Source organism: Paenibacillus barengoltzii NBRC 101215 (assembly GCF_004000745.1).
Taxonomy (GTDB): domain Bacteria; phylum Bacillota; class Bacilli; order Paenibacillales; family Paenibacillaceae; genus Fontibacillus; species Fontibacillus barengoltzii.
Map to the genome: position 1 here is coordinate 24,110 of NZ_BILV01000047.1, position 21,222 is coordinate 45,331.

Below are 21,222 nucleotides of genomic sequence, written 5' to 3' on the forward strand. Positions count from 1 at the left end.
TTGCGAGCCCAGTTGTTCGCTTCAATAGTTCGCATCAGTTCGCTTCGATGCAGTCAGCGATGACGGCCGTATCATCCGCCTCTCTCTCGATGCAGCCCGCCTCACTTTAGAAGCATGGGGTGAAAATCCGTGCTCCTGTCTATTTTTCATATGACTCCGTTCAAACATGAGGTCTCCTTACAAGATCACTTTCTAGGGAGACCTTCTTAGCATTCCTTCCCCTACACCCATCTGAATGAAAGGGATAATCCCACAAAAAGGCACGACAAGCGCCTCGATGGGGCAGCAGAGCCTCTAAATCGTTGCCATACACATTCAAAAGTACCTTTGAATATGCTATAAGATCGCTTATACTTGAACTATATCATTCAAACGTTGATTTGAATAAAGGAGGTCGACGTTCCATGGCCGACACGGTAGAGACCGCAGATGTGTGCGAGCAGTACTACACGGAACCTGCACGTACGAACAGGCTTCGAGAAAGTCTGGCAGAACGTGACGTCAACGGGATGGTCCAGATCTTTAAGGCTTTGTCCGATCCGAATCGGGTGAAGATTGCTTATTATTTGCAGCATCAGGAGCTGTGCGTCTGCGATATCGCCGATTTACTCGACGTCTCCGTGGCGACGGCTTCCCATCATCTGCGCCAGCTGAAGGCACTGCATATCGCCAAATCGCGCAAGGAAGGCAAGAACGTTTACTATTCGTTAAGCGACCATCATATTCAGACGCTGGTAGCCATGACGCTGGAGCATCAGAAGGAGCAGATGAACGAATGAACTCAACAGTGGCAAAAAATCAAACGCCAGGCGAGAACCATCGCATCGAGTATCGTGTGATGGGATTGTCCTGCGCGAACTGCGCCCGGGAGATGCAGGAGGAAATTCAGCGCCTGGATTACGGGGAGGATGCCTCTCTTCTATATAATAGCGGACGCCTGCTCCTCCATCCTGCAGTGGATTTGAAGCAGGTGGAGCGGATTTTAAAAAGGGATGGCGCCACCTTAGTCTTACCGAATCCCAGCTTCGCTGACGATACGGCTGCTATGGCTGCTTCGGAGGCCGTCTCCCAGAAGGCCGCAGAACTCGGAAGCTCTAGTGAACCGCATGAACATGAGAGCCGCCTGGGAATCTGGCTGCTGGTGATTTCCGCCGTGATCTATGCGGGGACGTTTGTGTTCGACGTGCCCAATGCCGTACGGATAACAGGTTATCTGACAGCTATGGTCCTCAGCGGGTACACTACATTCCTGCGCGGTTTGCGGAACTTGCTCCGCTTGAAATTCAATATGGATACGTTGATGACCGTAGCCTTAACCGGTGCGGTGTTGATCGGGGAATGGAAAGAGGCGACGTTGGTCGCGATATTGTTTGGTCTGAACGAGCTGTTGGAGGGCTATGGCATGAGCCGCGCCCGCCGCTCGCTATCGGCGTTATTGGATGCTGCTCCAAAGGAAGCGATTGTCATTCAAGATGGACGGGAAATGATCGTCCCGATCGCGCGGTTGAAGGCAAACGATATTGTGCTCGTCCGAGCCGGGGAGAAGATCCCTTCAGACGGCACGGTCCTGGAAGGGACGAGCGCCGTCAACGAAGCAGCCATTACCGGCGAATCAATTCCGGTCACGAAGCAGCCCGGCATGCCGGTATTCGGCGGCAGCATCAATACGGAAGGACTTCTTCACGTCCGAATTGATCAACCGTACGAGGACTCGTCACTGGCCAAGATCATGCATCTTGTCCAGGAGGCGCAGGATAAGAAAACGCCAACCGAACTGTTCATCGATCGGTTCGCCAAATGGTATACGCCGGCCATCATGATTCTGGCTGCGCTGGTGATGCTGGCTCCGCCGCTGCTGTTCGGGCAGCCGTGGATGAAATGGATCTACGAAGGTCTAGCCATTCTGATCGTTGGCTGCCCGTGCGCCCTTGTGCTGAGCTCGCCAATCGCGCTGGTCAGCGGAATGACCCGCTGCGCGCGGCTCGGCGTGCTCGTCAAGGGCGGCGTGCATCTGGAGCAGCTCGGGAAGCTGGACGCGATCGCGTTCGATAAGACCGGCACCCTGACGAAGGGGCAGCCGGAGGTGCAGCGCGAGATCGCGTATGTGCCGCAGCGGTTTTACACGGTAGCCGCCGCACTGGAGCGCGGCTCCCTGCACCCGCTGGCCGCTGCGGTGGTGCGTTACGTTGCCGCCCGCACCAGCGGCAACAGTGACGAGCACAGCGACGTAGCGTGCTGCTGCGATTCCCCAAGCAGCGGGCATAGCAGCGACGCTCATGCCGCTTGCTCCGATGGCGCCCAGCGCGGTGACTGCTGGGCGCATCCCGCCGGGCTTACGACCTTGCCCGGCGTGGGCGTGAGCGCCGAGGTCGACGGCGTTCGCTGCTATGTCGGCAGCGAAGCGCTGCTCGCGCAGCTCTCCCTCGGCGGCGAGGAGCGGGCGCGCGTCACTGCTGACCTCGCGCGCCTGAAAGCGGAGGGCCTCACCGTAGTGCTCGCCGCGGAATCCGCGCGCGTGTTGGGCCTGTTCGGCCTCGCCGATGAACTCCGTCCGGAAGCCCCGGACGTCGTCCGCGCCTTGCACCGCGCCGGAGTCGCCCGCACCGTCATGCTGACGGGCGACCACGCCGCGGCGGCCCAAGCGATCGCTGACCGCAGCGGTGTCAGCGAATGGCATGCCGGCCTGCTGCCGGAGCAGAAGGTCGCGCAGATCCAAGCACTGGCCGGCCGCGGGAGCGTGGCGATGGTCGGCGACGGGATCAACGACGCTCCGGCCTTGGCTGCCGCCGACCTGGGGATCGCCATGGGCCAAGGCACGGACAGCGCCGTAGAGACCGCCGACATCGTGCTGATGCAGGATCATCTCGGCCATCTCCCCCGCGCCATCCGTATCGCCCGGCGGGCTGGCCGGATCGTCGCCTGGAATATCAGCCTCTCGCTTGCGCTGAAGCTGATCGCCCTGCTGCTGACGATCCCCGGCTGGCTTACGCTGTGGGTAGCCGTCATGTCCGATATGGGCGCGACCATTCTCGTCACGCTGCTCGGACTGACCATTTTACTCGGTAAGGACCCGCAAACGGCGGCGGGTTCGCCGAAAATTCAAGTCAGCCCCCAGCGCTAACTTCCCTTCCAAGCAAAACGCCCCTTCCGGGAGTTCAACCGGATAGGGGCGTTTCTTTTATGCCTCATTTATTCAGTTCACGCGTCCAGGGCCGCCTTCAGCTCTTCCGGCGAGCGGTCCCACCATTCCGCATTAGTCTCGATCAGCAGCTGCTTCAGCCCGGCCTTCTGCTCTTTGCTCAATCCGTCCAAAATCACTCTGCGTTTTAACGCATAATCCATTTTGTTAACATGGTCGGCAAGAATTTTCCAGCCGCGGCGTGCTTCCGTGTCAATCAACATTTCGCAAGCCGTCATTCCGCCGTAGAATTGGCCTTCCGGCCCGCGATCTACCGCAACCCAAACGATCCAGACCTGCCGGCCATTGGGTACGTCCTCCCGGTTGGTCGAGAATTTGATGCCTTTCTCCACCTTGCTCTTCGCATGCATGGCACCGACATCAATGTACACCTCATCCCCGTCGATGATGACCGGAGACATGCTGTTCAAATCGATGGAACCTGCACCAAAGCCTTTATGTTTGCTCTTCTCATCGTTGCTGATAATGTTGAGGGCAAAAATCTTTTTACCCGTTTTCGGTGTCTGATCCATAATTCCCTCCATATTTCGCATACCTGCCGCCTCGTTCTCATAAGCAAGGCAGCTTCTATCGTTATCCTTACATCTCAATCCTAGTTCAAAAAATGGCTTTTTAACTACCTCTCAATTTTAACTAATAATCTTCCAAATGCAAACATATACATGCTGTAGATGCTTGTCAACGGGAGGTATCCATTGTATGACCCGACGTACTATTGTCTACGGCATTTCTATCCTTGCCTTGTGCCTCACCCTCGGAGCCGCCTGGGTGACCCTGCGGGGAGGTGGGGAATCGCTGGCTTCGTTCGTCCCGGCCAAGGCGGGGCCTAAAGCGGTCCAAAAAACCGGACAAACCCCCACGCCGCCGCAAACTGAAACCATTCAGCAACCGACCGCCGAAGTGCTCAGCAATCGGGTCGCCGAATACCACATCGACGTCACGCTGAACGAGCAGGAAGGGACGTTAACCGGCTCAGAGACGCTGACTTGGACCCATCCCGGCAAGAAGACGATCAACGAGGTGTACTTGCACTTATATCCGAACGCGTTTGCTTCCGAGGATACGACGTTTATGAAAGAGTCGGGCGGAAAACTGCGGAACGACGTCATGCCCAAGGACGGCTGGGGATCCATGGAGATCACCGAACTGAAAACGACCGACGGCATCTCCTTGCTGCATCGGATTCAGTATGTTCAGCCTGACGACGGCAATACGAAGGATCAGACCTTAGCCAAAGTTCGGCTGCCGGTGCCGGTCCAGGGCGGTGAAAGCCTGACGCTGCGGATGAAATTCACCGTCAAGCTGCCGAAGATTTTTGCCCGTATGGGCGTTGCCGACGATTTCGTCATGGCAGGGCAATGGTTTCCTAAGATGAGTGTGTACGAGCCGGTGGGGACTCGGGGGCGGACGTCCGAAGGCTGGAACCTCCATCAGTATCACGGGAACTCGGAATTTTACTCCGACTTCGGGATTTACAGTGTAAGGATCAATGTGCCCGAGGCGTACACCGTGGCAGCCACCGGTTTTCAGACCAAAAAGGCAGTGTTGAAGAACGGACGGAAAACCTTGCAATTCTACGCCGACGATGTCCACGATTTCGCTTGGGCGGCTTCGCCGAACTTCATCTACATGGAAGAGCCCTTCTCTTCAGCAGAAGTTCCCGGCGTGCGTATTAAGCTGTATCTCGATCCCGCACATAAGGATCTGAAGGAACGCTACTTCTATGCCGCCAAGGTCGCTCTGGCGAACTACAGTAAGTGGTATGGCCGGTACCCGTATTCCACGCTGTCCGTGGTCGTTCCACCGGCGAACGCAAACGGGGCCGGCGGCATGGAATATCCGACTCTAGTTACCGCGTTTGGGGCCGTCAGCGATTCCCCTGGATACGATGATCTAGAGCGCACGGTCATCCACGAAATCGCCCATCAGTTCTTCTACGGGATGATCGCCAACAATGAATTCGAGGAAGCTTGGTTGGATGAAGCTTTTGCCTCCTATGCAGAGGATAAGCTCATGGAGCAGGAGTTCGGCATCACCCCGAATTTGCCGATCCAATCGGCTATGATTACTTCACCGGCTTCCTTGACCCAGAACGCCTGGAAATACGGCCCCGGGGATGGCTATGCCAAGAATGCGTACTACCGCGGCAAATTAATCCTGCTGGATATCGAGCGGCAGGTCGGCAGCAAGACGATGAGGCGGATTCTGAGCACGTACAGCCAGAAATATCGATTTAAGCACCCAACGACCGCTGATTTCCAACGGGTAGTTGAGCAAGTGACCAGCCGCAGCTGGAAAGCGTATTTTCAACAATACGTCTATGATGGGAAAATGGCGGATTTTGCAGTAGACAACATTCAAATCACTCCGATCAATCAGGAAGGCGGTCCGATATACGAGTCGAAAGTGGTCTTTACCCGCAAAGGGGCAACCCACCCGAAGGTTCCGCTGCTGTTCACCTTCACCGATGGACACACCGTACGCAAGCAATGGAACGGGGAAGATTCTCGCCTCGAGATCAAGCTGCAATATAAAGCACCGCTGGCATGGGTTCAGATCGACCCGGACTACACCTTAACGGTGGAGAACCTTCACATCAACAACTATCTGAAAGCAGAAGTCCCTGAAACCACATTGTCGCGCTCCAATATGAGCGTCACCAAGCTGCTTGAAGCGATCCTTGGAGGACTTCTGTGGTAACCCTAGGTCCATACTTCTATAAGGAGGGAAAGAAATGAGTTTCGTTCGTTTAGGGTGGACTGCCCTGAAAAGCCAATTTCCCTCGGTCATCATCTTGTTCCTGTACCAGCTGCTGTGGGGATTGTTCTTGTACCGGTTGGTCGATACTGCCGTAACGGCGCTGCTGCAAAGATATCCTGACCCGCCGCCCACGGCGCTATCGAAACTCCTGTTCTTGCTTGAGGGACAGATGAATTTATGGAGCAATCCCGAGGTTCGGTTGTATTGCTGGCTACTGGCAGGGATGATCGTCCTGCGCATGATCTTGACTCCGTTGATCCAAGCTGGAATCTTCTACGGCTTCACACCGGCGGAAAATCGCAACCCCGGCTTCCCCCTGTTCCGAGGAATGAAGGAATTTGGTAAACCGGTAATTTTGTTCTACGCGATGGAGCTCGTACTTACCTTGTTGCCCGCCTTCTGGATTGTTTCGAGACTACTGTCGCTTTGGCCGGGGTTGACCGGGATGGAACTTCCGATGGCAACCTGGCTCACTGGGCTTGGGCTGATCCTGGGCTGGTTCATTTACGGTTGGTTTATCCGGCAATGCCTATTGTTTGTCCAGTTCGGCTACTTGTTTAAAGCCGGAGTTTGGAATTCCCTGCTAGCTTGCTTCCGAACCCTGTTGCAGGGCATCTCTATCTCGCTAATTCTCGGGACTTTTGGCCTGATCCTCTTCCTTCTGTTCGGCACCGCATCTTGGATTTGGACGGGGATGCTGGCCCTCATCCTGCAGCAGGCTTATCCTCTCTTTCGCTGCACATTTAAGGTCTGGAAGATCGCCTCTCAATTTCATCTTTGGCAGTCCAAGGCACAAAAAAGTTAAAATTTTTTAACTCCTCAAAACCCTGTAACATCAAGGCCTTCGCCGTTCGGCGAAGGCCTTCCGTCCTATTTCCCCTCTTAATCTTGTGAATTAAGCATTGCCAAAAGATACCTACCTTTGTTACAATAACAGCAACGCAATTTCAGTAACAGTTTTGTAATTATTTTTGTCATCTTTGGCAGGAGATTCGTGCCGGATGTCAAATTAGAAATGACAGGTGTGAAAAACAAAGCCGAATTCCCTTCACCAGGGAAACGGGGGAACCACTTTGGGTGAATTGATCTCGTTTGAGAGGGATCATAGGGAACCTTCAACCGAATCCTTAAGCTAACCTCGTAGGCATTGGAAGGAGCATAACTTCTTGAAGAAGCGTTTGACGGTAGCAGCAGTAAGTTTTGCCATGCTTTTCACCATTGGAACTGGCAGCGTTTTCGCCGATTCCAAACTGGACAGTGTCATCGACGGCGCGCTTGGTAGCAGCTACGTTGCAGGCGGAACCACAACCTCCGGATTCGACTGTTCTGGATTTACGATGTACGTCTTCTCGAAGATCGGCATCAAGCTGCCTCATCAGTCCGCATCCCAATACAAAATGGGTACTGCGGTTGACAAGAGCGAACTGATCGAAGGCGATTTGGTCTTCTTTAATACTTCCGGCAAAGGCGTTTCTCATGTCGGCATCTATGTCGGCGACGGCAAATTTGCTCATGCCTCCTCCTCCAAAGGTGTAGTCATCAGCAAATTAAGCGAGAAGTATTATGTCGATCGTTACGTTGGCGCGAAACGAATCATGAGCAACGACAAGTATGAAGATGTGACCGGTGAAATTGCTGAACATGATGATGTTCAATAAGAACTCGCTACGAAGCCCGTGGGGATGTTGATTACAACGTCTCTGCGGGCTTTTTCCTTGGATTCCCCTTCTCCTACTCTTTTCTTTAGCCCTAGTCTCTTAGGAACCATTACCCACGAATCCCTTCGCGAACACGGGCCAATAGAAGCGTTTTTTTCGACAAACTTGTCATCTCTGGACGGCTTTGGTAAAATGAAGAACGTAAATGGTAACAACTTTGTAATTATTGTTGTAACTATTTCTATGTAAGATCTTGGGTGCCATCTACAATGAAACTGCCGAATTCCCACGCACCCGGGAAGCGGGGGACCCACCAAAGGGTGAATTGATTTCGCTATAAAAGGTAACAGTCACATCCTTCATGATCCGAAGATGACTTTTTAACTTACCATTTCAATCAAGGTTAAAAAGTTAGGTTTGGAGCACCGAGAAGGTTGAATGAAGCTTAGGGACTGAGCAGCGCAGCGTAGCTGGAAGCTACGTGAGCAGCGGAAGGCCCGGCTGAGTTCAAGATTCGACGCCGAATCTCCATCCTGAGTTACTTCGTGATCCGAAGATGACTTTTTAACTTACCGCTATAGCAGATCATAGGGAACCTTCAACCGAATCCATAAGCTAACCTCGTAGGCCTTGGAAGGAGTAAGACATCTTGAGAAAGACTTTGACAGCAGCGGTAACGAGTTTAGCCCTCCTATTCACCTTGGGGGCAGGTAGCGCCTTTGCCGACTCCGCAAAAGCCGAGACAACGACGCTATCTAGTATCGTCGATTCCGTGTACGGGACGCCTTATAAATTTGGCGGCACCACGACAGCGGGATTTGATTGCTCTGGATTTACCCGGTACGTCTTCAGCAAGATGGGTATCAAGTTAGCACGTGTGTCTGCCGCTCAGTATAAGCAAGGCACACCGGTACCGAAGAGCGAGCTTCAAGCTGGGGATCTCGTCTTCTTCAAGACGACGGGGACGGGCAAAGTATCCCATGTTGGTGTTTACGTCGGCGACGGTGAATTCGCCCATGCATCCTCATCCAAGGGCATCCGGATCGACAAGCTAAGCAACAGTTATTACCAGAACCGCTACGTTGGCGCGAAGCGTGTTCTCAGTAAGTACGGTTATTCCGTCTACGCTGCGGAATCGTAATCCATTGATCTATCGGTTTCATCCTGTTCATCATCACTAATTCGCCGCTGGGCCGGGTTCTCGTTGGAACCGCCTTGCGGTCTTTTTTTATCTGTACTCTTATCTATATAACGAAACAACCGGGAAAAAGGTTGCCGCAAAGCTAAATATCCAGGAGAAATCCCACAATTTTAATTTCCCGAAGGGTAGGCAAAAACCTTTACAAGCTGCGTAATTCCGGCTATTGTGAGGATAATGGAACAATTACGACGGACTTTCCTTTAATTAAGGAGGGGGCAATATGGACCAAACGATGTCTCCGTTTCGTATCGTACCGATGGAAGAAGCCCATGGCGCGGAAATTTGCACCTGGCGTTACGATTCTCCTTATGACATCTACAGTTGGCTGCCATGGGAGCAAATGAAAGCGCTCGACGTGGAGTTTGGGAACCCGGCGATCCGCGCCGAACAGTATGTCTCCGTGTTGGATGAGAAGGGGGAGCTTGCCGGCTTCGCTCAGTACTTCCCGATGGAAGGAGTCACCCGGCTTGGCATCGGTATGAAGCCCGAGCTATGCGGCCACGGGCTGGGCAAGCTGTTTGTGAGGACCATCGTGGAGGAAGCCTGGCGTCGTAAGCCGGATCATCAGATTGACCTGGAAGTGCTGACCTGGAACACCCGAGCGATCCGGGCTTACCAGAAGGCGGGGTTTGTCATTACCGATCTGTATGAGAAGATGACACCTGGCGGGGTGTCCAAACCGTTCTATTGTATGGTTCATAAAGGGCTGCCTGAATAAGGGCACGCTCTTTTTTATGTCTTGTTTTGATTAAGACTATGACTTATGGCACACAATTTAATGGAAACGGATAATTTTTGTTCCTAATTTGGACACAAAGACTATGATCAACCCGTGTGTTCCGTTATAATGGATAGGTAGCATACATAGGAGGGGCGATTGAAATGCAAAAGTGGATCATGAGCGGTTTGTTCGTCATCGCAGGCGCTTTAGCCCTTGTATTGATGTTCACCTTGCCAAGCCGGGAAGAGGCTGCGCAAGAAGCCAAGCCGCAAATGCCTGAAATCACCATGAACGCAGAACAAGCCGAAGCCATCGTCAAAGCAAATTGCATCTCCTGCCACGGTGATACATTGCAAGGCGGCGCGGGCCCAAATCTGCAGAAGATTGGATCGGAATTGACGGCAGACCAACTGTTCTCCATTATCACCAAAGGGAAGGGCGGCATGATGCCTTCTTTTAAGGATCGCTTAAAGGAAGAGGAAATTGCGAACGTCGCCTTATGGCTTGCGGAGAAAAAATAAACACGCGAAAAAAGCACAACCGCCGGGAATTTACATTCCCGGCGGTTGTTTTGATACCTCTATAAATCCGATCATGAGCTGACTTGGCTAATCCCCTGACCGCATCTTTTCGTAGGCCTCGTTATATTGCTGCGCCTCCTTGATGTCAACGGCTGTAATGCCGCCTTCCTCCCAAGAGGTCAAACGGAGCGTTACCGTTTTATAGTCGATTGTGATAAAGGGATGGTGGTTAAATGCTTCCGAGATCGCAGCTACCTCATCTACAAATGCGATCCCCTTCATAAAGTTGGAAAACGTATATTTACGAAAAATCCATCGTCCTTCCTCTAGTTCCCATCCTTCCAGTTTTTCCAAATGCGCTTCTACTTCTTGCGGTGTAAACGGCATTATTCTTCCTCCCGTTCTCTTCAAGAACTCCTGTATATGTAAGTTTCCTCGTCACGCACCAGGATCTGAAGTTTGATTTGTCCTAGCCTCGTCTCCAACTATTGTATTCTCGAACCCCTGCCTTCATGCTTATCGCCATTGGACGGTACAGCGGCAGCAACAGATGCGGTTATATCAAGGATACGGAGGTTAATTCGGAATCCCCGATCAGGATATTGATGCGATGTCCTTCGGGATCATAGATCACGATCGCACTGCCTACCTCAATCATCGGCTCCGAGCCCAACCCAAAGAATAAATCCTCCGCCAGAGCTTCAAGCACCTCGCCTCGATCCGTATCCGATAACCCTTCCCATTCCGAGGGCTCCATTTCGAAGAAAAGATAGCTATCTTGAATCCGGCCAACCGCGTTCGTCAAATCAGCCAAAATAAATTCATAATCCCTGCCGTGTTTTACGCCCACTGCGATATCCTCCCTTTCGGTCTTCTCCATTCTGACCGTAATCTTATTATACCGGAAAAAACCACTTAAAAAAAAAGGGAAATCTGTCGATAAAATAGTTAATCGTTTCAGACTGGTGTGTCAGCCTCTTCCGCAAGGACGCGGAAGGGCAAGTTGGTATCAATTTCTCTCAAGGACGAGGTGTACAATGGAATTTTCAACAATTATTGGTTTGATTCTCGGATTGATTGCCCTGATTTTAGGTATGTTCCTAAAAGGCGCACCCGTAGAAAGCTTGGTCCAGAACCCTGCGGCCTTCGTCATCATCTTTGTCGGAACGGCGGCAACGCTGTTTATGGGCTTCCCGTTATCGGAGTTGAAGAAGTTTCCGACCTTGATCAAAATGACGATCGTCAAACCGAAAATGATCAGCAAAGCGGAGTTGATCACCCTGTTTACGGAATGGGCGACCATTACCCGCCGCGAAGGCTTGCTGGCGCTGGAAGCGAAGGTTGAAGAGATCAACGATGACTTCCTGCGCGGTGGGATGCGGATGATCATCGACGGCAACGATCAAGAATTCGTGCAGGATGTCCTGACTGAGGATATTGCGGCCACCGAGGAGCGCCACAAAGCAGGTGCTCTGATGTTCTCTCAGGCGGGGATGTACGCTCCGACACTCGGGGTGCTTGGTGCGGTTGTCGGTCTGATCGCCGCACTGTCCGACATGAGCGATATGGAGATTCTGGCTCATGCCATTTCAGGTGCATTTATTGCGACGGTATTCGGTATTTTCACCGGTTATGTGCTGTGGCACCCGATCGCCAATAAACTGAAACGTCTCTCGAAGAAAGAGATGGAGATCCGGTTGATGATGGTGGAAGGCCTGCTGTCCATTCAATCGGGTGTGTCTACGATTGCAATTCAACAGAAACTTGCCGTGTTCTTAACCCCTGCGGAACGTGCGGAAATCTTTGAAAAGGGGGCCGGTGATGGTGAGCAAAAAGAATAAGAAACACCAAGATCACGAGGAACATGCCGACGAGAGCTGGCTGCTCCCTTATTCTGACCTGATGACGCTGATGCTGGCGCTGTTTATCGTCCTCTATGGGATGAGCACAGTGGATGCGATGAAGTTCCAAGAGATGAGCGAAGCATTTAAGAGCGTGCTGACCGGGGGCACCAGTGTCCTCGATCAGAACGCTATGATCAGCAACAACCGGACTTCGCTCAGCGAAATGGAGACGCCAAAGACCAACGAGAACGGTCTGATGACCAAGAAGAACGAGCTGAAGCGTCAAGAACAGCAGAATCTGGAATCTCTAAAGAAGCAACTGGACACCTATATCAAGGAAAACGGATTAACGGATGACTTGGAAACGAAACTGAATCAATCCCAGCTGATGATCACGATTAGCGACAAAGCGCTATTCGCTTCAGGAGAAGCCGTAGTGAAGCCGGAAGCTCGGCAGTTAGCGAAGGCGATCTCCAACATGCTGCAGCAATTCCCGGATTATGAGGTGATCGTATCCGGCCATACCGACAACGTGCCGATCTCAACCTATGAATTCCCGTCGAACTGGGATTTAAGCTCGGTACGGGCGCTCAACTTCATGAAGATTCTCCTGTTGAACACGAACTTGGATCCGAAGAAGTTCAGCGCCATCGGATACGGGGAATATCACCCCGTTGCCAGCAACGATACGGCTGTGGGCCGCGCACAGAACCGCCGGGTCGAAGTATCAATCATCCGCAAGTACACAGATAGCACCGAGCAGCTTGGTGTAACAGCTGCCCACGAATAAAGAAGCAAAGGACAGGCGCCTTAAGTGTAAGGCAACCTGTCCTTTATTTTTTGTCCATGTTACGTTAGGAAAGCTCGTAATTCAGGGCCAAGCCCAACTCCCGCTTCTCTTGTTCGGTTAAGTCGCGCCAGGTGCCCACTTTCTGTTGGCCGAGATGGATGTTCATAATCCGAATGCGCTGCAGCCTGCGCACCTCATACCCGAGAGCGCTGCACATTCGGCGAATTTGCCGATTCTTCCCCTCGGTCAGAATAATTCGGAACACCCGATCCGAAACCCGCGTCACCTTGCACGGCAACGTCATCTCCCCGAGAATTTTAACGCCTTCGCTCATCGCTTTCACAAAGCTAGGGGTAATCGGCCGATCCACGGTCACGACATATTCCTTCTCGTGCTTGCCTTCCGCCCGCAAAATTTTATTGACGATATCGCCATCGCTGGTAAGCAGGATCAATCCCTCGGAATCTTTATCCAAGCGCCCAATCGGAAAAATTCGCTCCGAATGCCCAACGAAATCCACAATATTGCCTTTCACATGCGTTTCCGTTGTGCAGGTGATCCCCACCGGCTTATTTAAAGCGATGTACACGTGTTTAGAGCGTTTGGCCGCAATCGCCCTCCCGTTGACCCGTACATCGTCTCCAGGCTCCGCCTGGCTGCCTAGAACCGCCTTGACGCCGTTAATGGTCACTTGGCCCGACTCGACCAGCTTGTCCGCCTCTCGTCGGGAGCAAAATCCCGTTTCACTAATGAATTTATTGATTCTCATGGTGCTGTCTTTGGTCCCTCCGCATAGCCTAGCAGTTCGCTTTAATTCGCGAGATCCGCTTGCCCTTTGTTATGTTCTTCTTCCTCCTGTACAAGCGGGAGGGTAATAGTTACAGCCGTTCCTTTGCCAAGCTCGCTTTCGATCTTCAGCGTCCCGCGGTGTCCCTCAATGATCCGCTGGCTGATCATGAGACCGAGACCGGTTCCTTTCTCCTTGTTCGTGTAAAAAGGCTCGCCCAACTTCTGAAGCCGATCTTTAGCAATCCCTTCGCCTTCGTCGATGACGCGGAGCACAGCAAAGCCACTGTCGTCCTCTTCCACTTGAAGCAGGATCTTACCTCCTTTGGGCATGGCCTCCATGGCATTTTTCAACAAGTTGATGAATACCTGCTTCAATTGGTTCTCTTCACAGTGTACCAGAACCGGGCTTGGCGAGAAATGCACTTCAAATTCAATATTATGTAAATGGGCTTCGCTATCCAACAAAGAGACGACGTCCCCCATCGTGAAGCGGACGTCCTTGATCTGAAACTGCACTGCCTGAGGCTTGGCTAAAATCAGAAATTCGCTGACGATCAGATTAATTCGGTCCAGCTCCGCCAGCATCACATCGGTATGCATCACGTTCACCGTCCGGGTGCGCTGCTGCATTTGCAGAAACCCGCGAAGCGTCGTCAACGGATTGCGGATTTCATGTGCAACCCCGGCGGCGAGCTGCCCTACCGTGGTGAGCTTCTCAGACCGACGCAACAGGTCTTCCATTTTATTGTGCTCCGTCATGTCGCGGGAAATGCTGATCAATGCGGTAATTTTGCCCGCTTGGTCGAAGATCGGTGATACGCTGATACTCACCTCAACTTGGCTGCCGTCCTTGCGCAATCGAACCGTCTCCGCCAATACCGATTCAGCGGTTTCAATCACTTCCGCCTCCGGACGCCAAATGGTCCGCCCATCTAACTCGAACTCCGGAAGATACTCGAGATACTTCCCGACAATTTCTTCGCTGCTCCAGCCGTACAGCCTTTCGAAGGCGGCATTGACTTGCAACACCCGCCCTTTGACATCCGTAATATGGATCGCATCCGCCGTCTGGCTTATGATCGATTCCAGATACTCCTTCATGGACCGGTTCTCTTCGCTTTTTTGCCTCAGCTCGGTCGTATACCGGCCCAAGTTGTCCGCCATGATGTTAATTTTGTGGGCAAGGAGTCCAAGCTCGTCAAAGCTGCTGACTTTTAAACGAGTATCCAGCCGGCCTGAAGCCAACACATTCACCTGGTCTAAAATATGGCGAATCGGTCGGATCAGCCCGCCAGCCATCCAATAGCTCCCCGTCACCATTAATGCCAACAGACTAACGGAAACGATAAGCTGACCGATCATCTGCTTGTTGATCGCATCGGCAATCGGGGAATAACTAGACACAACACGAATGACGTAAGGATTCTCCCTGTAATTCGAAATGGGAACATAGCACTCCAGCACACGTTCGCCGTTAATCCGAGTATCCACTACCAGGCTGCGATTTTGCGAAATGGCCTCTGCGACCGATTGTCTCAAGCCTTCATCATTTTTATAGTTATAGGTACCGAACAGCCGATGGTTCTCATCAAAATGATTCGGGTCAATTCCTGTAATCTCCAACAGACTGCGGTTCGTACTCATCGATTTTTGCGCAATACGATCCGGGCTGGTCATGATCAGGATCGCATCCGTCATGTCGCTGCTCATTTTTCCGCCCAACGTGAGCTTGACATAATTATACAACGAACGACTTTGTTCGACAGCAATAGCAATTTGATTCGCGGTCAGCATCATGTTCGCTTCGCTGTCCCTGCGCAGATTGTCCCGTACCGTAAAATAACTTAAAACGATATTCAGAGAGAGGATAATCAGCGCAAAACAAGATATAATCAAAGCGAGCTTGGTTTTTATAGTCAAGTGTTTATCCCACCTCTGGAACTAATTTATGGATATTTATGGGATTCACAATTTCTACATACATCATACCTTTTACGACATGTTTTGCAAAGACGTTGAATTTCCCAGATCGTATCCTTACAATATGTAGAAATGCCTACAAAGCCAGTTCTTGAGTCTTATCTATGAGACGTGATGTTCTGTTGAGTTATCCACAAATTATCAACATACTCACAATGTTCTGGATAATATGTGTATAAAAATGGGGATATTCTTGCAGTTATACACAATGTTATTCACAACATGTTAACAACGAATGCCTGTTCGTTGGACAAAACGAATGGTTACGTTCATTAAGGAGTTGATTTGATCTATGCCTTCTTCATCCCCTTTGATCCCCGAACCTCCTGCCTCAACTTATCCCCATGAATATTGGATGGCCGAGGCAATTCGGGAAGCTCGAAAAGCAGAAGCCATCGGCGAAGTCCCCATCGGTGCGGTGATCGTCCGAGGCGACGAAATCGTTGGACGCGGCCACAACCTGCGGGAAAGCTCGCTCGATGGAACCGCCCATGCCGAGATGATTGCCATCCGCGAAGCGAGCGAGCGGCTGGGTGCCTGGCGGCTTCTCCACTGTCGACTCTATGTCACGCTAGAGCCTTGCCCCATGTGCGCCGGAGCGATCGTACAGTGTCGTGTCCCCCATGTGATCTACGGAGCACCGGACCCAAAGGCAGGATGTGCCGGCACGCTGATGAACCTGCTGCAGGAGCCGCGGTTTAACCACCGCACCGATATTACCTCTGGCATACTTCAAGAGGAATGCGCCTCGCTGTTAACCGAGTTCTTCCGCCGGCTTCGCAAGAAATAACTTCTCATAAAACATTAAAACCTCCAGCCCCTTAAGAAACATGGGACTGGAGGTTTTTTTCGAGTGTAAGTATAAACTGTTGGATAAGTCCTAACGCCTAATAGCCAAACTGGCTCATTTCCTCTTGCAGCTGTTCCAAAGTCAACGTGTCTGTCGGGATGCCAATTTCAAAGGCTGGCTTCTCGTTGATTTGGGTAAAGTGGCTGGTCATTTGCACCGCTGCCTTAACGTTCGTCTGCATATCCGGATCGTTCACGGCGACGTCCACCTGAACATTGTAGTACGCTGGGTAATTGTTCTCGTCGATGGCGGTATCCACAGTGAACTTGTTGATTTGCAGATGATTCTTCATCTCATCCAGCGCCTCGCCCAATTCATCCTGGTTGCCTTCCTGCAGCTCCTGCTTCGCCTGCTCGATTTCCTCCGGCGTCAGCTGCAGCATCGAACGGTATTCTTCTTTCGCCAGGATATCCAGCATCTTCGGCAATGCCTGGTTTACCAGAATGGTCACCGCTTCTTTTACATTGTCATTCGTAATGGCAAACTGCACAACTTGCTTCGCCTTGAGGCCCTCCGGTAGCGATGCCTCCTTAGGATCGATGTTGCTGAAGTAAGCCCCCGACTCATATTCGGCAAATAATGCCCCCATCAATTCCATACTCAGCTTCTGACTCTTCTCCGGGTTGAATAGATCCGGATTAAATTCCTCGCCCGCTTGCTCTGCCAGCTCTTTCAAGTCCAGTACCAGGAATTTCCCTGTCACTGACTCCGGCAATGGCAAGAACGGAATGCTTGGGATTTTCACATACAGCTTCTCGGCTGTCATCACCAACGGGATAGTAATGGTGGTTGTCATATCCCCTGTCAGTTTGACTTCCAGCGTTGCCTCCGTTTGCATCGGTTCCTTCTGGTAAATTTGCTTGATGTTGATCTCTGCGTTCTTGAGCATGGAAAACACCGCGCCTACTTCTGCAGACTCTGCCTCTTCTGTCCCTTCTACGGAGAAATCCAAGATCTTAATTTGATTCTCCACCACGTAGGAATCCATCTCCAGCGCCTTCATCGCTGCGCTGCTCAAGGCTTCCTTCGGTTCTTTCTTACTGCTGCAGCCGGACAATACCAGCACGACAGACAGCATCACCAGCATCATCGACGTGAACCATTTCCTAGACATTACAGTCTCCTCTCTCCTGCCCTAACCTCATTCTAAAGCATTCCTTTTTCTGAACACTTCTCACATATCATAAACCATACGCCAATAGGACGGAATTCATTTCTCCAAATTAATGGATCGCCTTTTTCTTGAAACGTCCGCCTTTGACGTCATGAATGTTTCCGACTGCCAAAAATGCATTTTCATCGTAATGATTAACGATTTCCTTCAGCTTAGCTTCTTCCAAGCGGGTAATTACACAGAAGATAACTTTCTTCGGATCCCCGGAAAAACCGCCTTCTCCAGTTAAGTACGTAACGCCGCGGCCCAAACGGCTTAGAATAGCATCTCCGATCTCATCGATTTGATCGCTGATGATCCATACCGATTTCGACTCGTTTAAGCCATCTACCACGATATCAATCGATTTGTAGGCAATATAATAAGCTAACAACGAAAATAAGGCGCGCTCCCAGCCAAACACAAAGCCTGCGCTAAGCAAAATAAAGAAGTTAAAAAACATAATGATCTCGCCAACCGAAAACGGAGTTCTGCGCGAAATCAGAATGGCTACAATTTCGGTACCATCCAAGGAGCCTCCAAAGCGGATGACTAAACCGGTACCTAACCCTAACAAAATACCGCCAAACACGAAAGCCAGCAAGGTATCCGTTACAAACGGTTCAGCATGGTGCAGCAGTGTTGTACCGGCCGACATAACAGTAATGCCCAAAAGGGTGGATATTGCAAAAGTCTTGCCGATTTGTTTATAACCGACAATTAGAAACGGGAGGTTGAAAAGGAAGAGGAATACCCCAAGCGGGAGTCCCGATAAATAAGAGGTCATTACGGAAATACCGGTTATCCCGCCGTCCGTAATTTTATTTGGTACCAAGAACAGCTCCAGTGCAACAGAGACGATCACCGCTCCAATGACAATAAACATCGATCTGAATAAAGTACTTTTCAGCGTCCGCTGTTTATGTTGGCGTACTTGGGTTGCATTCGGTGGAATCAGATGGTTTGGATTAACTGCGTTCAAATGGCATCACGATCCTTTCAAGTTGGTTTGCTCAATTCTTCCCTCTCACCAGGCTTTCTCTAGTATTCATGCTCCCCTTTAAAGGACATACCCTTACCTTTATTATGACATTTTCTTGTCTTGTTGTCTTGTTCTAATTCATAAGTCCCTTCAATACAAAAGCCCCAGCAGAAGCTGGGGCTGCGGAACAGCGAATGTTTTCAATGGATTAGGCTTACCCTTCCGGATTGTAATGACCATCTTGTTTACGCATTTTCACCTTTTTGGACCCGGATAACGGTTCTGGGCCTCTTTTCCCCTTATCACGCCGATGATCCTGGTCTTGGATGTTGTCAGATCCAGAGGTTTGATAGGTCTGCGGTTTCGTCATAACAGATAAAGCCTCCCTTGATTTAATCAACAAGGTTAATTTGCGAAAAAACGGCTGGCCTTATACACGAAAAAAGAGAGCATCTCTGCTCTCTAAATGTGCAATATGTATGGCGGAGAGGGTGGGATTCGAACCCACGTGGGCTTGCACCCTAACGGTTTTCAAGACCGCCCCGTTATGACCGCTTCGGTACCTCTCCAAGGAAAAATCCGATTCGCGTAACAAATCAGATTCTACCATATCGTCCGCAAGCGTGCAAGTTAATTCCGCTTGGTAATCTTCTGTAAATTGCCCATATACGGACGCAGAACTTCTGGAATAACTACACTGCCGTCCTCTTGTTGGTAATTCTCAAGAATGGCCGCGACGGTCCGACCGACAGCCAGCCCTGAACCATTCAGCGTATGCACGAACTCCGGCTTCGCCTTCGGCTCCGGACGGAAGCGAATGTTGGCCCGGCGAGCTTGGAAGTCCTCCACGTTCGAGCAAGAGGAGATTTCGCGATAGACGCCGCTTTCCGGGAGCCATACCTCTAGGTCATAGGTTTTGGCCGCCGTAAAGCCCATATCCCCCGTACACAAGGCAAGTACACGGTAAGGCAGGCCCAACAGCTGCAGCACGCGTTCCGCGTTCTCCGTCATTTTCTCCAGTTCGTCATAGGAAGTGTCCGGATGCACAATCTTGATCATTTCCACCTTATTGAACTGGTGCTGACGAATCAAACCACGGGTATCGCGGCCCGCTGCACCGGCTTCCGAACGGAAGCAGGAGCTATATGCCACATAATAACGCGGCAAATCTTCCGCATTTAAAATTTCGTCACGATGATAGTTGGTTACCGGCACCTCAGCGGTTGGGATCAGATAGTAGTCGTTGCCGCCGGTGAGCTTGAACAAATCCTCTTCGAACTTCGGAAGTTGTCCTGTACCGTACAAGCTGTCTTGGTTCACGATGTATGGTGGAAGCATTTCCTCATAGCCGTGCTCGTTGCTGTGCAGATCCATCATAAAGTTGATGAGCGCACGCTCAAGACGGGCTCCCAGCCCTTTGTAAAACGTAAACCGCGAGCCGGTTACCTTAGCGGCAGCCTCGAAGTCAAGGATGCCGAGGTCAGCGGCAATATCCCAATGCGCCTTCGGTGTAAAATCAAATTTACGCGGTTCGCTCCAGCGGCGGACTTCAACGTTATCTTCTTCAGAAGCCCCCACCGGTACACTTTCGTGCGGAATGTTGGGAATCGAGAGCATCAGCTGGTCAATTTGGGCTTCCAGTGTCCGTACCTCTTCGTCCAGTTCCTTGATGCGATCCCCGACCTCGCGCATCTCCACGATCAGCTCGTCGGCGTCCTCTTTATTTTTCTTACGCTTGGCCACTTCTGCTGACACCGTGTTCCGACGGTTCTTAAGCGCTTCGCTCTCTTGAAGCAGCTCCCGGCGTTTCTCATCCAGCGGGGCAAAACCGGAGATCAGCTCCAACGATTTTCCCCGATTTTTCAGCGCTTCCTCAACACGCGCATAGTCATTACGTAAGATTTTCACATCTAACATGAGTAGTCCCTCCTAGAATGATCCCGCACAGACCTGCCGACCTTCATCTGGGGAGACCCGCGGACGGAAAGGCTGTATAACGGAATTTCAAAACGCCGGTAAAACAGACAAAACCTCAACCCGCAAAGGAGTCAAGGCCTGCTTACGGCTGCTTGGCTTGCTTGATCATCTCCACAAAATACGTATGTAGCGAGAAGTCGTCGGTCAGTTCCGGGTGAAACGACGATACGAGCAAGTGCCCTTGTCGTGCGGTCACGATCTCGTCCTTGTAGGTCGACAACACCTCGACTCCGTCTCCAACTGCCGTAATCAGCGGAGCACGAATAAATACGGCCCGCAACGGTGCCTCAAGTCCCTTCACGTCAAGGTCGGTCTCGAAGCTTTCACGCTGACGTCCAAACGCATTACGCGATACTTTAATATCCATCAGAGCGAGATGAGGCTCCTCGCCGCCCTCGATCTCCTTCGCCATGACGATCAATCCTGCACAGGTCCCAAAGATCGGTTTCCCTTGTCCAGAAAAATCGCGAATAGCTTCAATAAAGCCGTATTTCCGCATGAGCTTGCCGATCGTCGTGCTCTCGCCGCCAGGGATAATCAATCCATCCAAGTCAGCAAGCTGCTCGACATGCTTTACGGTTACGCCTTCAACTCCGGTCTTCTCCAGGCTGCGGATATGCTCCGCAACTGCGCCTTGCAGCGCCAACACCCCTACTCTCATGACAAACCTTCTTTCTCTAGAGGGCTTCGAACATTCAGGCAAAACCCCAGTTTACTAAGATGTACCCCGACCATCCCAAGGGACAGCCGGGGTGAAAGACTTGCCTTTGATTCCAGCGGTTATTCCGCGATCTGGA

Annotated in this window: 21 protein-coding genes, 1 tRNA gene and 1 riboswitch; of the genes, 11 read left to right on the forward strand and 11 right to left on the reverse strand. The window is 51.4% G+C overall.

Features of this window, described 5'->3' with window-relative positions:
* The first annotated feature begins 404 nt into the window (after positions 1-404).
* The gene (locus PBA01S_RS13845; RefSeq protein ID WP_085170389.1) at positions 405-779 is read left to right on the forward strand and encodes an ArsR/SmtB family transcription factor; all 375 of its coding nucleotides are present in this window, start codon (positions 405-407) and stop codon (positions 777-779) included.
* Positions 776-3,121 carry a heavy metal translocating P-type ATPase gene (locus PBA01S_RS13850; protein WP_255315362.1) on the forward strand — a complete coding sequence of 782 codons (2,346 nt, stop codon included), beginning with the start codon at positions 776-778 and terminating at the stop codon, positions 3,119-3,121. Before PBA01S_RS13845 ends, PBA01S_RS13850 begins: the two co-directional genes overlap by 4 nt.
* A 77-nt stretch (positions 3,122-3,198) precedes the next feature.
* Here the strand turns inward: PBA01S_RS13850 and PBA01S_RS13855 are convergent, their stop codons facing one another.
* Complete coding sequence (locus PBA01S_RS13855) at positions 3,199-3,711, reverse strand: YwhD family protein (protein WP_085170403.1); 513 nt, start codon at positions 3,709-3,711, stop codon at positions 3,199-3,201.
* A 187-nt stretch (positions 3,712-3,898) separates the two neighbouring features.
* Between PBA01S_RS13855 and PBA01S_RS13860 the strand changes: the two genes are divergently transcribed.
* The 6 genes from PBA01S_RS13860 (at position 3,899) to PBA01S_RS13885 (ending at position 10,060) form a co-directional block, all read left to right on the forward strand.
* Complete coding sequence (locus tag PBA01S_RS13860) at positions 3,899-5,899, forward strand: M1 family metallopeptidase (protein ID WP_085170391.1); 2,001 nt, start codon at positions 3,899-3,901, stop codon at positions 5,897-5,899.
* A 34-nt stretch (positions 5,900-5,933) separates the two neighbouring features.
* A complete protein-coding gene (locus tag PBA01S_RS13865) occupies positions 5,934-6,764 on the forward strand; it encodes a hypothetical protein (RefSeq protein WP_127576205.1) in 831 nt (276 codons plus the stop codon).
* 220 nt (positions 6,765-6,984) lie between these two features.
* Positions 6,985-7,121, forward strand: a riboswitch (cyclic di-AMP (ydaO/yuaA leader).
* A gap of 4 nt (positions 7,122-7,125) precedes the next feature.
* Positions 7,126-7,617, forward strand: coding sequence for a C40 family peptidase (locus tag PBA01S_RS13870; RefSeq protein ID WP_085279348.1), 492 nt, complete (start codon positions 7,126-7,128; stop codon positions 7,615-7,617).
* Between the two features lie 649 nt (positions 7,618-8,266).
* Positions 8,267-8,758 carry a C40 family peptidase gene (locus tag PBA01S_RS13875; protein ID WP_028539086.1) on the forward strand — a complete coding sequence of 164 codons (492 nt, stop codon included), beginning with the start codon at positions 8,267-8,269 and terminating at the stop codon, positions 8,756-8,758.
* A gap of 280 nt (positions 8,759-9,038) precedes the next feature.
* On the forward strand, positions 9,039-9,536 hold the full coding sequence (locus PBA01S_RS13880) for a GNAT family N-acetyltransferase (RefSeq protein WP_028539085.1): 498 nt from the start codon (positions 9,039-9,041) through the stop codon (positions 9,534-9,536).
* Positions 9,537-9,700: 164 nt separating this feature from the next.
* Complete coding sequence (locus PBA01S_RS13885; protein ID WP_016314634.1) at positions 9,701-10,060, forward strand: c-type cytochrome; 360 nt, start codon at positions 9,701-9,703, stop codon at positions 10,058-10,060.
* Between the two features lie 87 nt (positions 10,061-10,147).
* Here the strand turns inward: PBA01S_RS13885 and PBA01S_RS13890 are convergent, their stop codons facing one another.
* Complete coding sequence (locus tag PBA01S_RS13890) at positions 10,148-10,447, reverse strand: 4a-hydroxytetrahydrobiopterin dehydratase (RefSeq protein WP_016314635.1); 300 nt, start codon at positions 10,445-10,447, stop codon at positions 10,148-10,150.
* A 169-nt stretch (positions 10,448-10,616) separates the two neighbouring features.
* Positions 10,617-10,910 (reverse strand): hypothetical protein, encoded by a 294-nt coding sequence (locus PBA01S_RS13895; protein ID WP_028539084.1) that lies wholly within the window; start codon positions 10,908-10,910, stop codon positions 10,617-10,619.
* Positions 10,911-11,097: 187 nt separating this feature from the next.
* Here PBA01S_RS13895 and motA point away from each other — a divergent pair, with 187 nt between their 5' ends.
* Entirely contained in the window at positions 11,098-11,901 is an 804-nt protein-coding gene (gene motA, locus PBA01S_RS13900; protein WP_016314637.1) for a flagellar motor stator protein MotA, read from the forward strand.
* On the forward strand, positions 11,882-12,694 hold the full coding sequence (motB, locus tag PBA01S_RS13905) for a flagellar motor protein MotB (RefSeq protein WP_371859532.1): 813 nt from the start codon (positions 11,882-11,884) through the stop codon (positions 12,692-12,694). Before motA ends, motB begins: the two co-directional genes overlap by 20 nt.
* A 64-nt stretch (positions 12,695-12,758) precedes the next feature.
* Here motB and rluF read toward each other — a convergent pair whose 3' ends face one another.
* The gene (gene rluF, locus PBA01S_RS13910; protein ID WP_085170396.1) at positions 12,759-13,463 is read right to left on the reverse strand and encodes a 23S rRNA pseudouridine(2604) synthase RluF; all 705 of its coding nucleotides are present in this window, start codon (positions 13,461-13,463) and stop codon (positions 12,759-12,761) included.
* Positions 13,464-13,504: 41 nt separating this feature from the next.
* The gene (locus tag PBA01S_RS13915; protein ID WP_028539081.1) at positions 13,505-15,403 is read right to left on the reverse strand and encodes an ATP-binding protein; all 1,899 of its coding nucleotides are present in this window, start codon (positions 15,401-15,403) and stop codon (positions 13,505-13,507) included.
* A 352-nt stretch (positions 15,404-15,755) separates the two neighbouring features.
* Here PBA01S_RS13915 and tadA point away from each other — a divergent pair, with 352 nt between their 5' ends.
* Positions 15,756-16,253 (forward strand): tRNA adenosine(34) deaminase TadA, encoded by a 498-nt coding sequence (tadA, locus tag PBA01S_RS13920; protein ID WP_009226794.1) that lies wholly within the window; start codon positions 15,756-15,758, stop codon positions 16,251-16,253.
* 97 nt (positions 16,254-16,350) lie between these two features.
* On the opposite strand, the gene PBA01S_RS13925 is transcribed toward tadA, so the two are convergent.
* The 6 genes from PBA01S_RS13925 to pdxT all read right to left on the reverse strand — a co-directional run bounded on the left by PBA01S_RS13925 (position 16,351) and on the right by pdxT (position 21,086).
* On the reverse strand, positions 16,351-17,427 hold the full coding sequence (locus PBA01S_RS13925) for a hypothetical protein (protein ID WP_127576207.1): 1,077 nt from the start codon (positions 17,425-17,427) through the stop codon (positions 16,351-16,353).
* A gap of 109 nt (positions 17,428-17,536) precedes the next feature.
* The gene (locus PBA01S_RS13930) at positions 17,537-18,352 is read right to left on the reverse strand and encodes a YitT family protein (protein WP_232228338.1); all 816 of its coding nucleotides are present in this window, start codon (positions 18,350-18,352) and stop codon (positions 17,537-17,539) included.
* Between the two features lie 310 nt (positions 18,353-18,662).
* Positions 18,663-18,818: a hypothetical protein gene (locus tag PBA01S_RS13935; RefSeq protein WP_016314644.1), complete on the reverse strand. Its 156-nt coding sequence runs from the start codon at positions 18,816-18,818 to the stop codon at positions 18,663-18,665.
* A 110-nt stretch (positions 18,819-18,928) separates the two neighbouring features.
* Positions 18,929-19,017: transfer RNA gene (locus PBA01S_RS13940), tRNA-Ser, on the reverse strand.
* A 61-nt stretch (positions 19,018-19,078) separates the two neighbouring features.
* A complete protein-coding gene (gene serS / locus PBA01S_RS13945) occupies positions 19,079-20,365 on the reverse strand; it encodes a serine--tRNA ligase (protein ID WP_127576208.1) in 1,287 nt (428 codons plus the stop codon).
* Positions 20,366-20,507: 142 nt separating this feature from the next.
* On the reverse strand, positions 20,508-21,086 hold the full coding sequence (pdxT, locus tag PBA01S_RS13950) for a pyridoxal 5'-phosphate synthase glutaminase subunit PdxT (protein WP_016314646.1): 579 nt from the start codon (positions 21,084-21,086) through the stop codon (positions 20,508-20,510).
* Between the last annotated feature and the right edge of the window lie 136 nt (positions 21,087-21,222).

What these genes read in the sequence shown, in the direction of transcription:
- PBA01S_RS13935 (WP_016314644.1), bottom strand. Translation starts at nt 18,818, where the DNA reads ATGACGAAACCGCAGACCTATCAAACCTCTGGATCTGACAACATCCAA.
- PBA01S_RS13850 (WP_255315362.1), top strand. Translation starts at nt 776, where the DNA reads ATGAACTCAACAGTGGCAAAAAATCAAACGCCAGGCGAGAACCATCGC.
- PBA01S_RS13860 (WP_085170391.1), top strand. Translation starts at nt 3,899, where the DNA reads ATGACCCGACGTACTATTGTCTACGGCATTTCTATCCTTGCCTTGTGC.
- motB (WP_371859532.1), top strand. Translation starts at nt 11,882, where the DNA reads ATGGTGAGCAAAAAGAATAAGAAACACCAAGATCACGAGGAACATGCC.
- serS (WP_127576208.1), bottom strand. Translation starts at nt 20,365, where the DNA reads ATGTTAGATGTGAAAATCTTACGTAATGACTATGCGCGTGTTGAGGAA.
- PBA01S_RS13865 (WP_127576205.1), top strand. Translation starts at nt 5,934, where the DNA reads ATGAGTTTCGTTCGTTTAGGGTGGACTGCCCTGAAAAGCCAATTTCCC.
- pdxT (WP_016314646.1), bottom strand. Translation starts at nt 21,086, where the DNA reads ATGAGAGTAGGGGTGTTGGCGCTGCAAGGCGCAGTTGCGGAGCATATC.
- rluF (WP_085170396.1), bottom strand. Translation starts at nt 13,463, where the DNA reads ATGAGAATCAATAAATTCATTAGTGAAACGGGATTTTGCTCCCGACGA.
- tadA (WP_009226794.1), top strand. Translation starts at nt 15,756, where the DNA reads ATGCCTTCTTCATCCCCTTTGATCCCCGAACCTCCTGCCTCAACTTAT.
- PBA01S_RS13925 (WP_127576207.1), bottom strand. Translation starts at nt 17,427, where the DNA reads ATGTCTAGGAAATGGTTCACGTCGATGATGCTGGTGATGCTGTCTGTC.
- PBA01S_RS13845 (WP_085170389.1), top strand. Translation starts at nt 405, where the DNA reads ATGGCCGACACGGTAGAGACCGCAGATGTGTGCGAGCAGTACTACACG.
- PBA01S_RS13885 (WP_016314634.1), top strand. Translation starts at nt 9,701, where the DNA reads ATGCAAAAGTGGATCATGAGCGGTTTGTTCGTCATCGCAGGCGCTTTA.
- motA (WP_016314637.1), top strand. Translation starts at nt 11,098, where the DNA reads ATGGAATTTTCAACAATTATTGGTTTGATTCTCGGATTGATTGCCCTG.
- PBA01S_RS13930 (WP_232228338.1), bottom strand. Translation starts at nt 18,352, where the DNA reads ATGTTTATTGTCATTGGAGCGGTGATCGTCTCTGTTGCACTGGAGCTG.
- PBA01S_RS13880 (WP_028539085.1), top strand. Translation starts at nt 9,039, where the DNA reads ATGGACCAAACGATGTCTCCGTTTCGTATCGTACCGATGGAAGAAGCC.
- PBA01S_RS13890 (WP_016314635.1), bottom strand. Translation starts at nt 10,447, where the DNA reads ATGCCGTTTACACCGCAAGAAGTAGAAGCGCATTTGGAAAAACTGGAA.
- PBA01S_RS13855 (WP_085170403.1), bottom strand. Translation starts at nt 3,711, where the DNA reads ATGGATCAGACACCGAAAACGGGTAAAAAGATTTTTGCCCTCAACATT.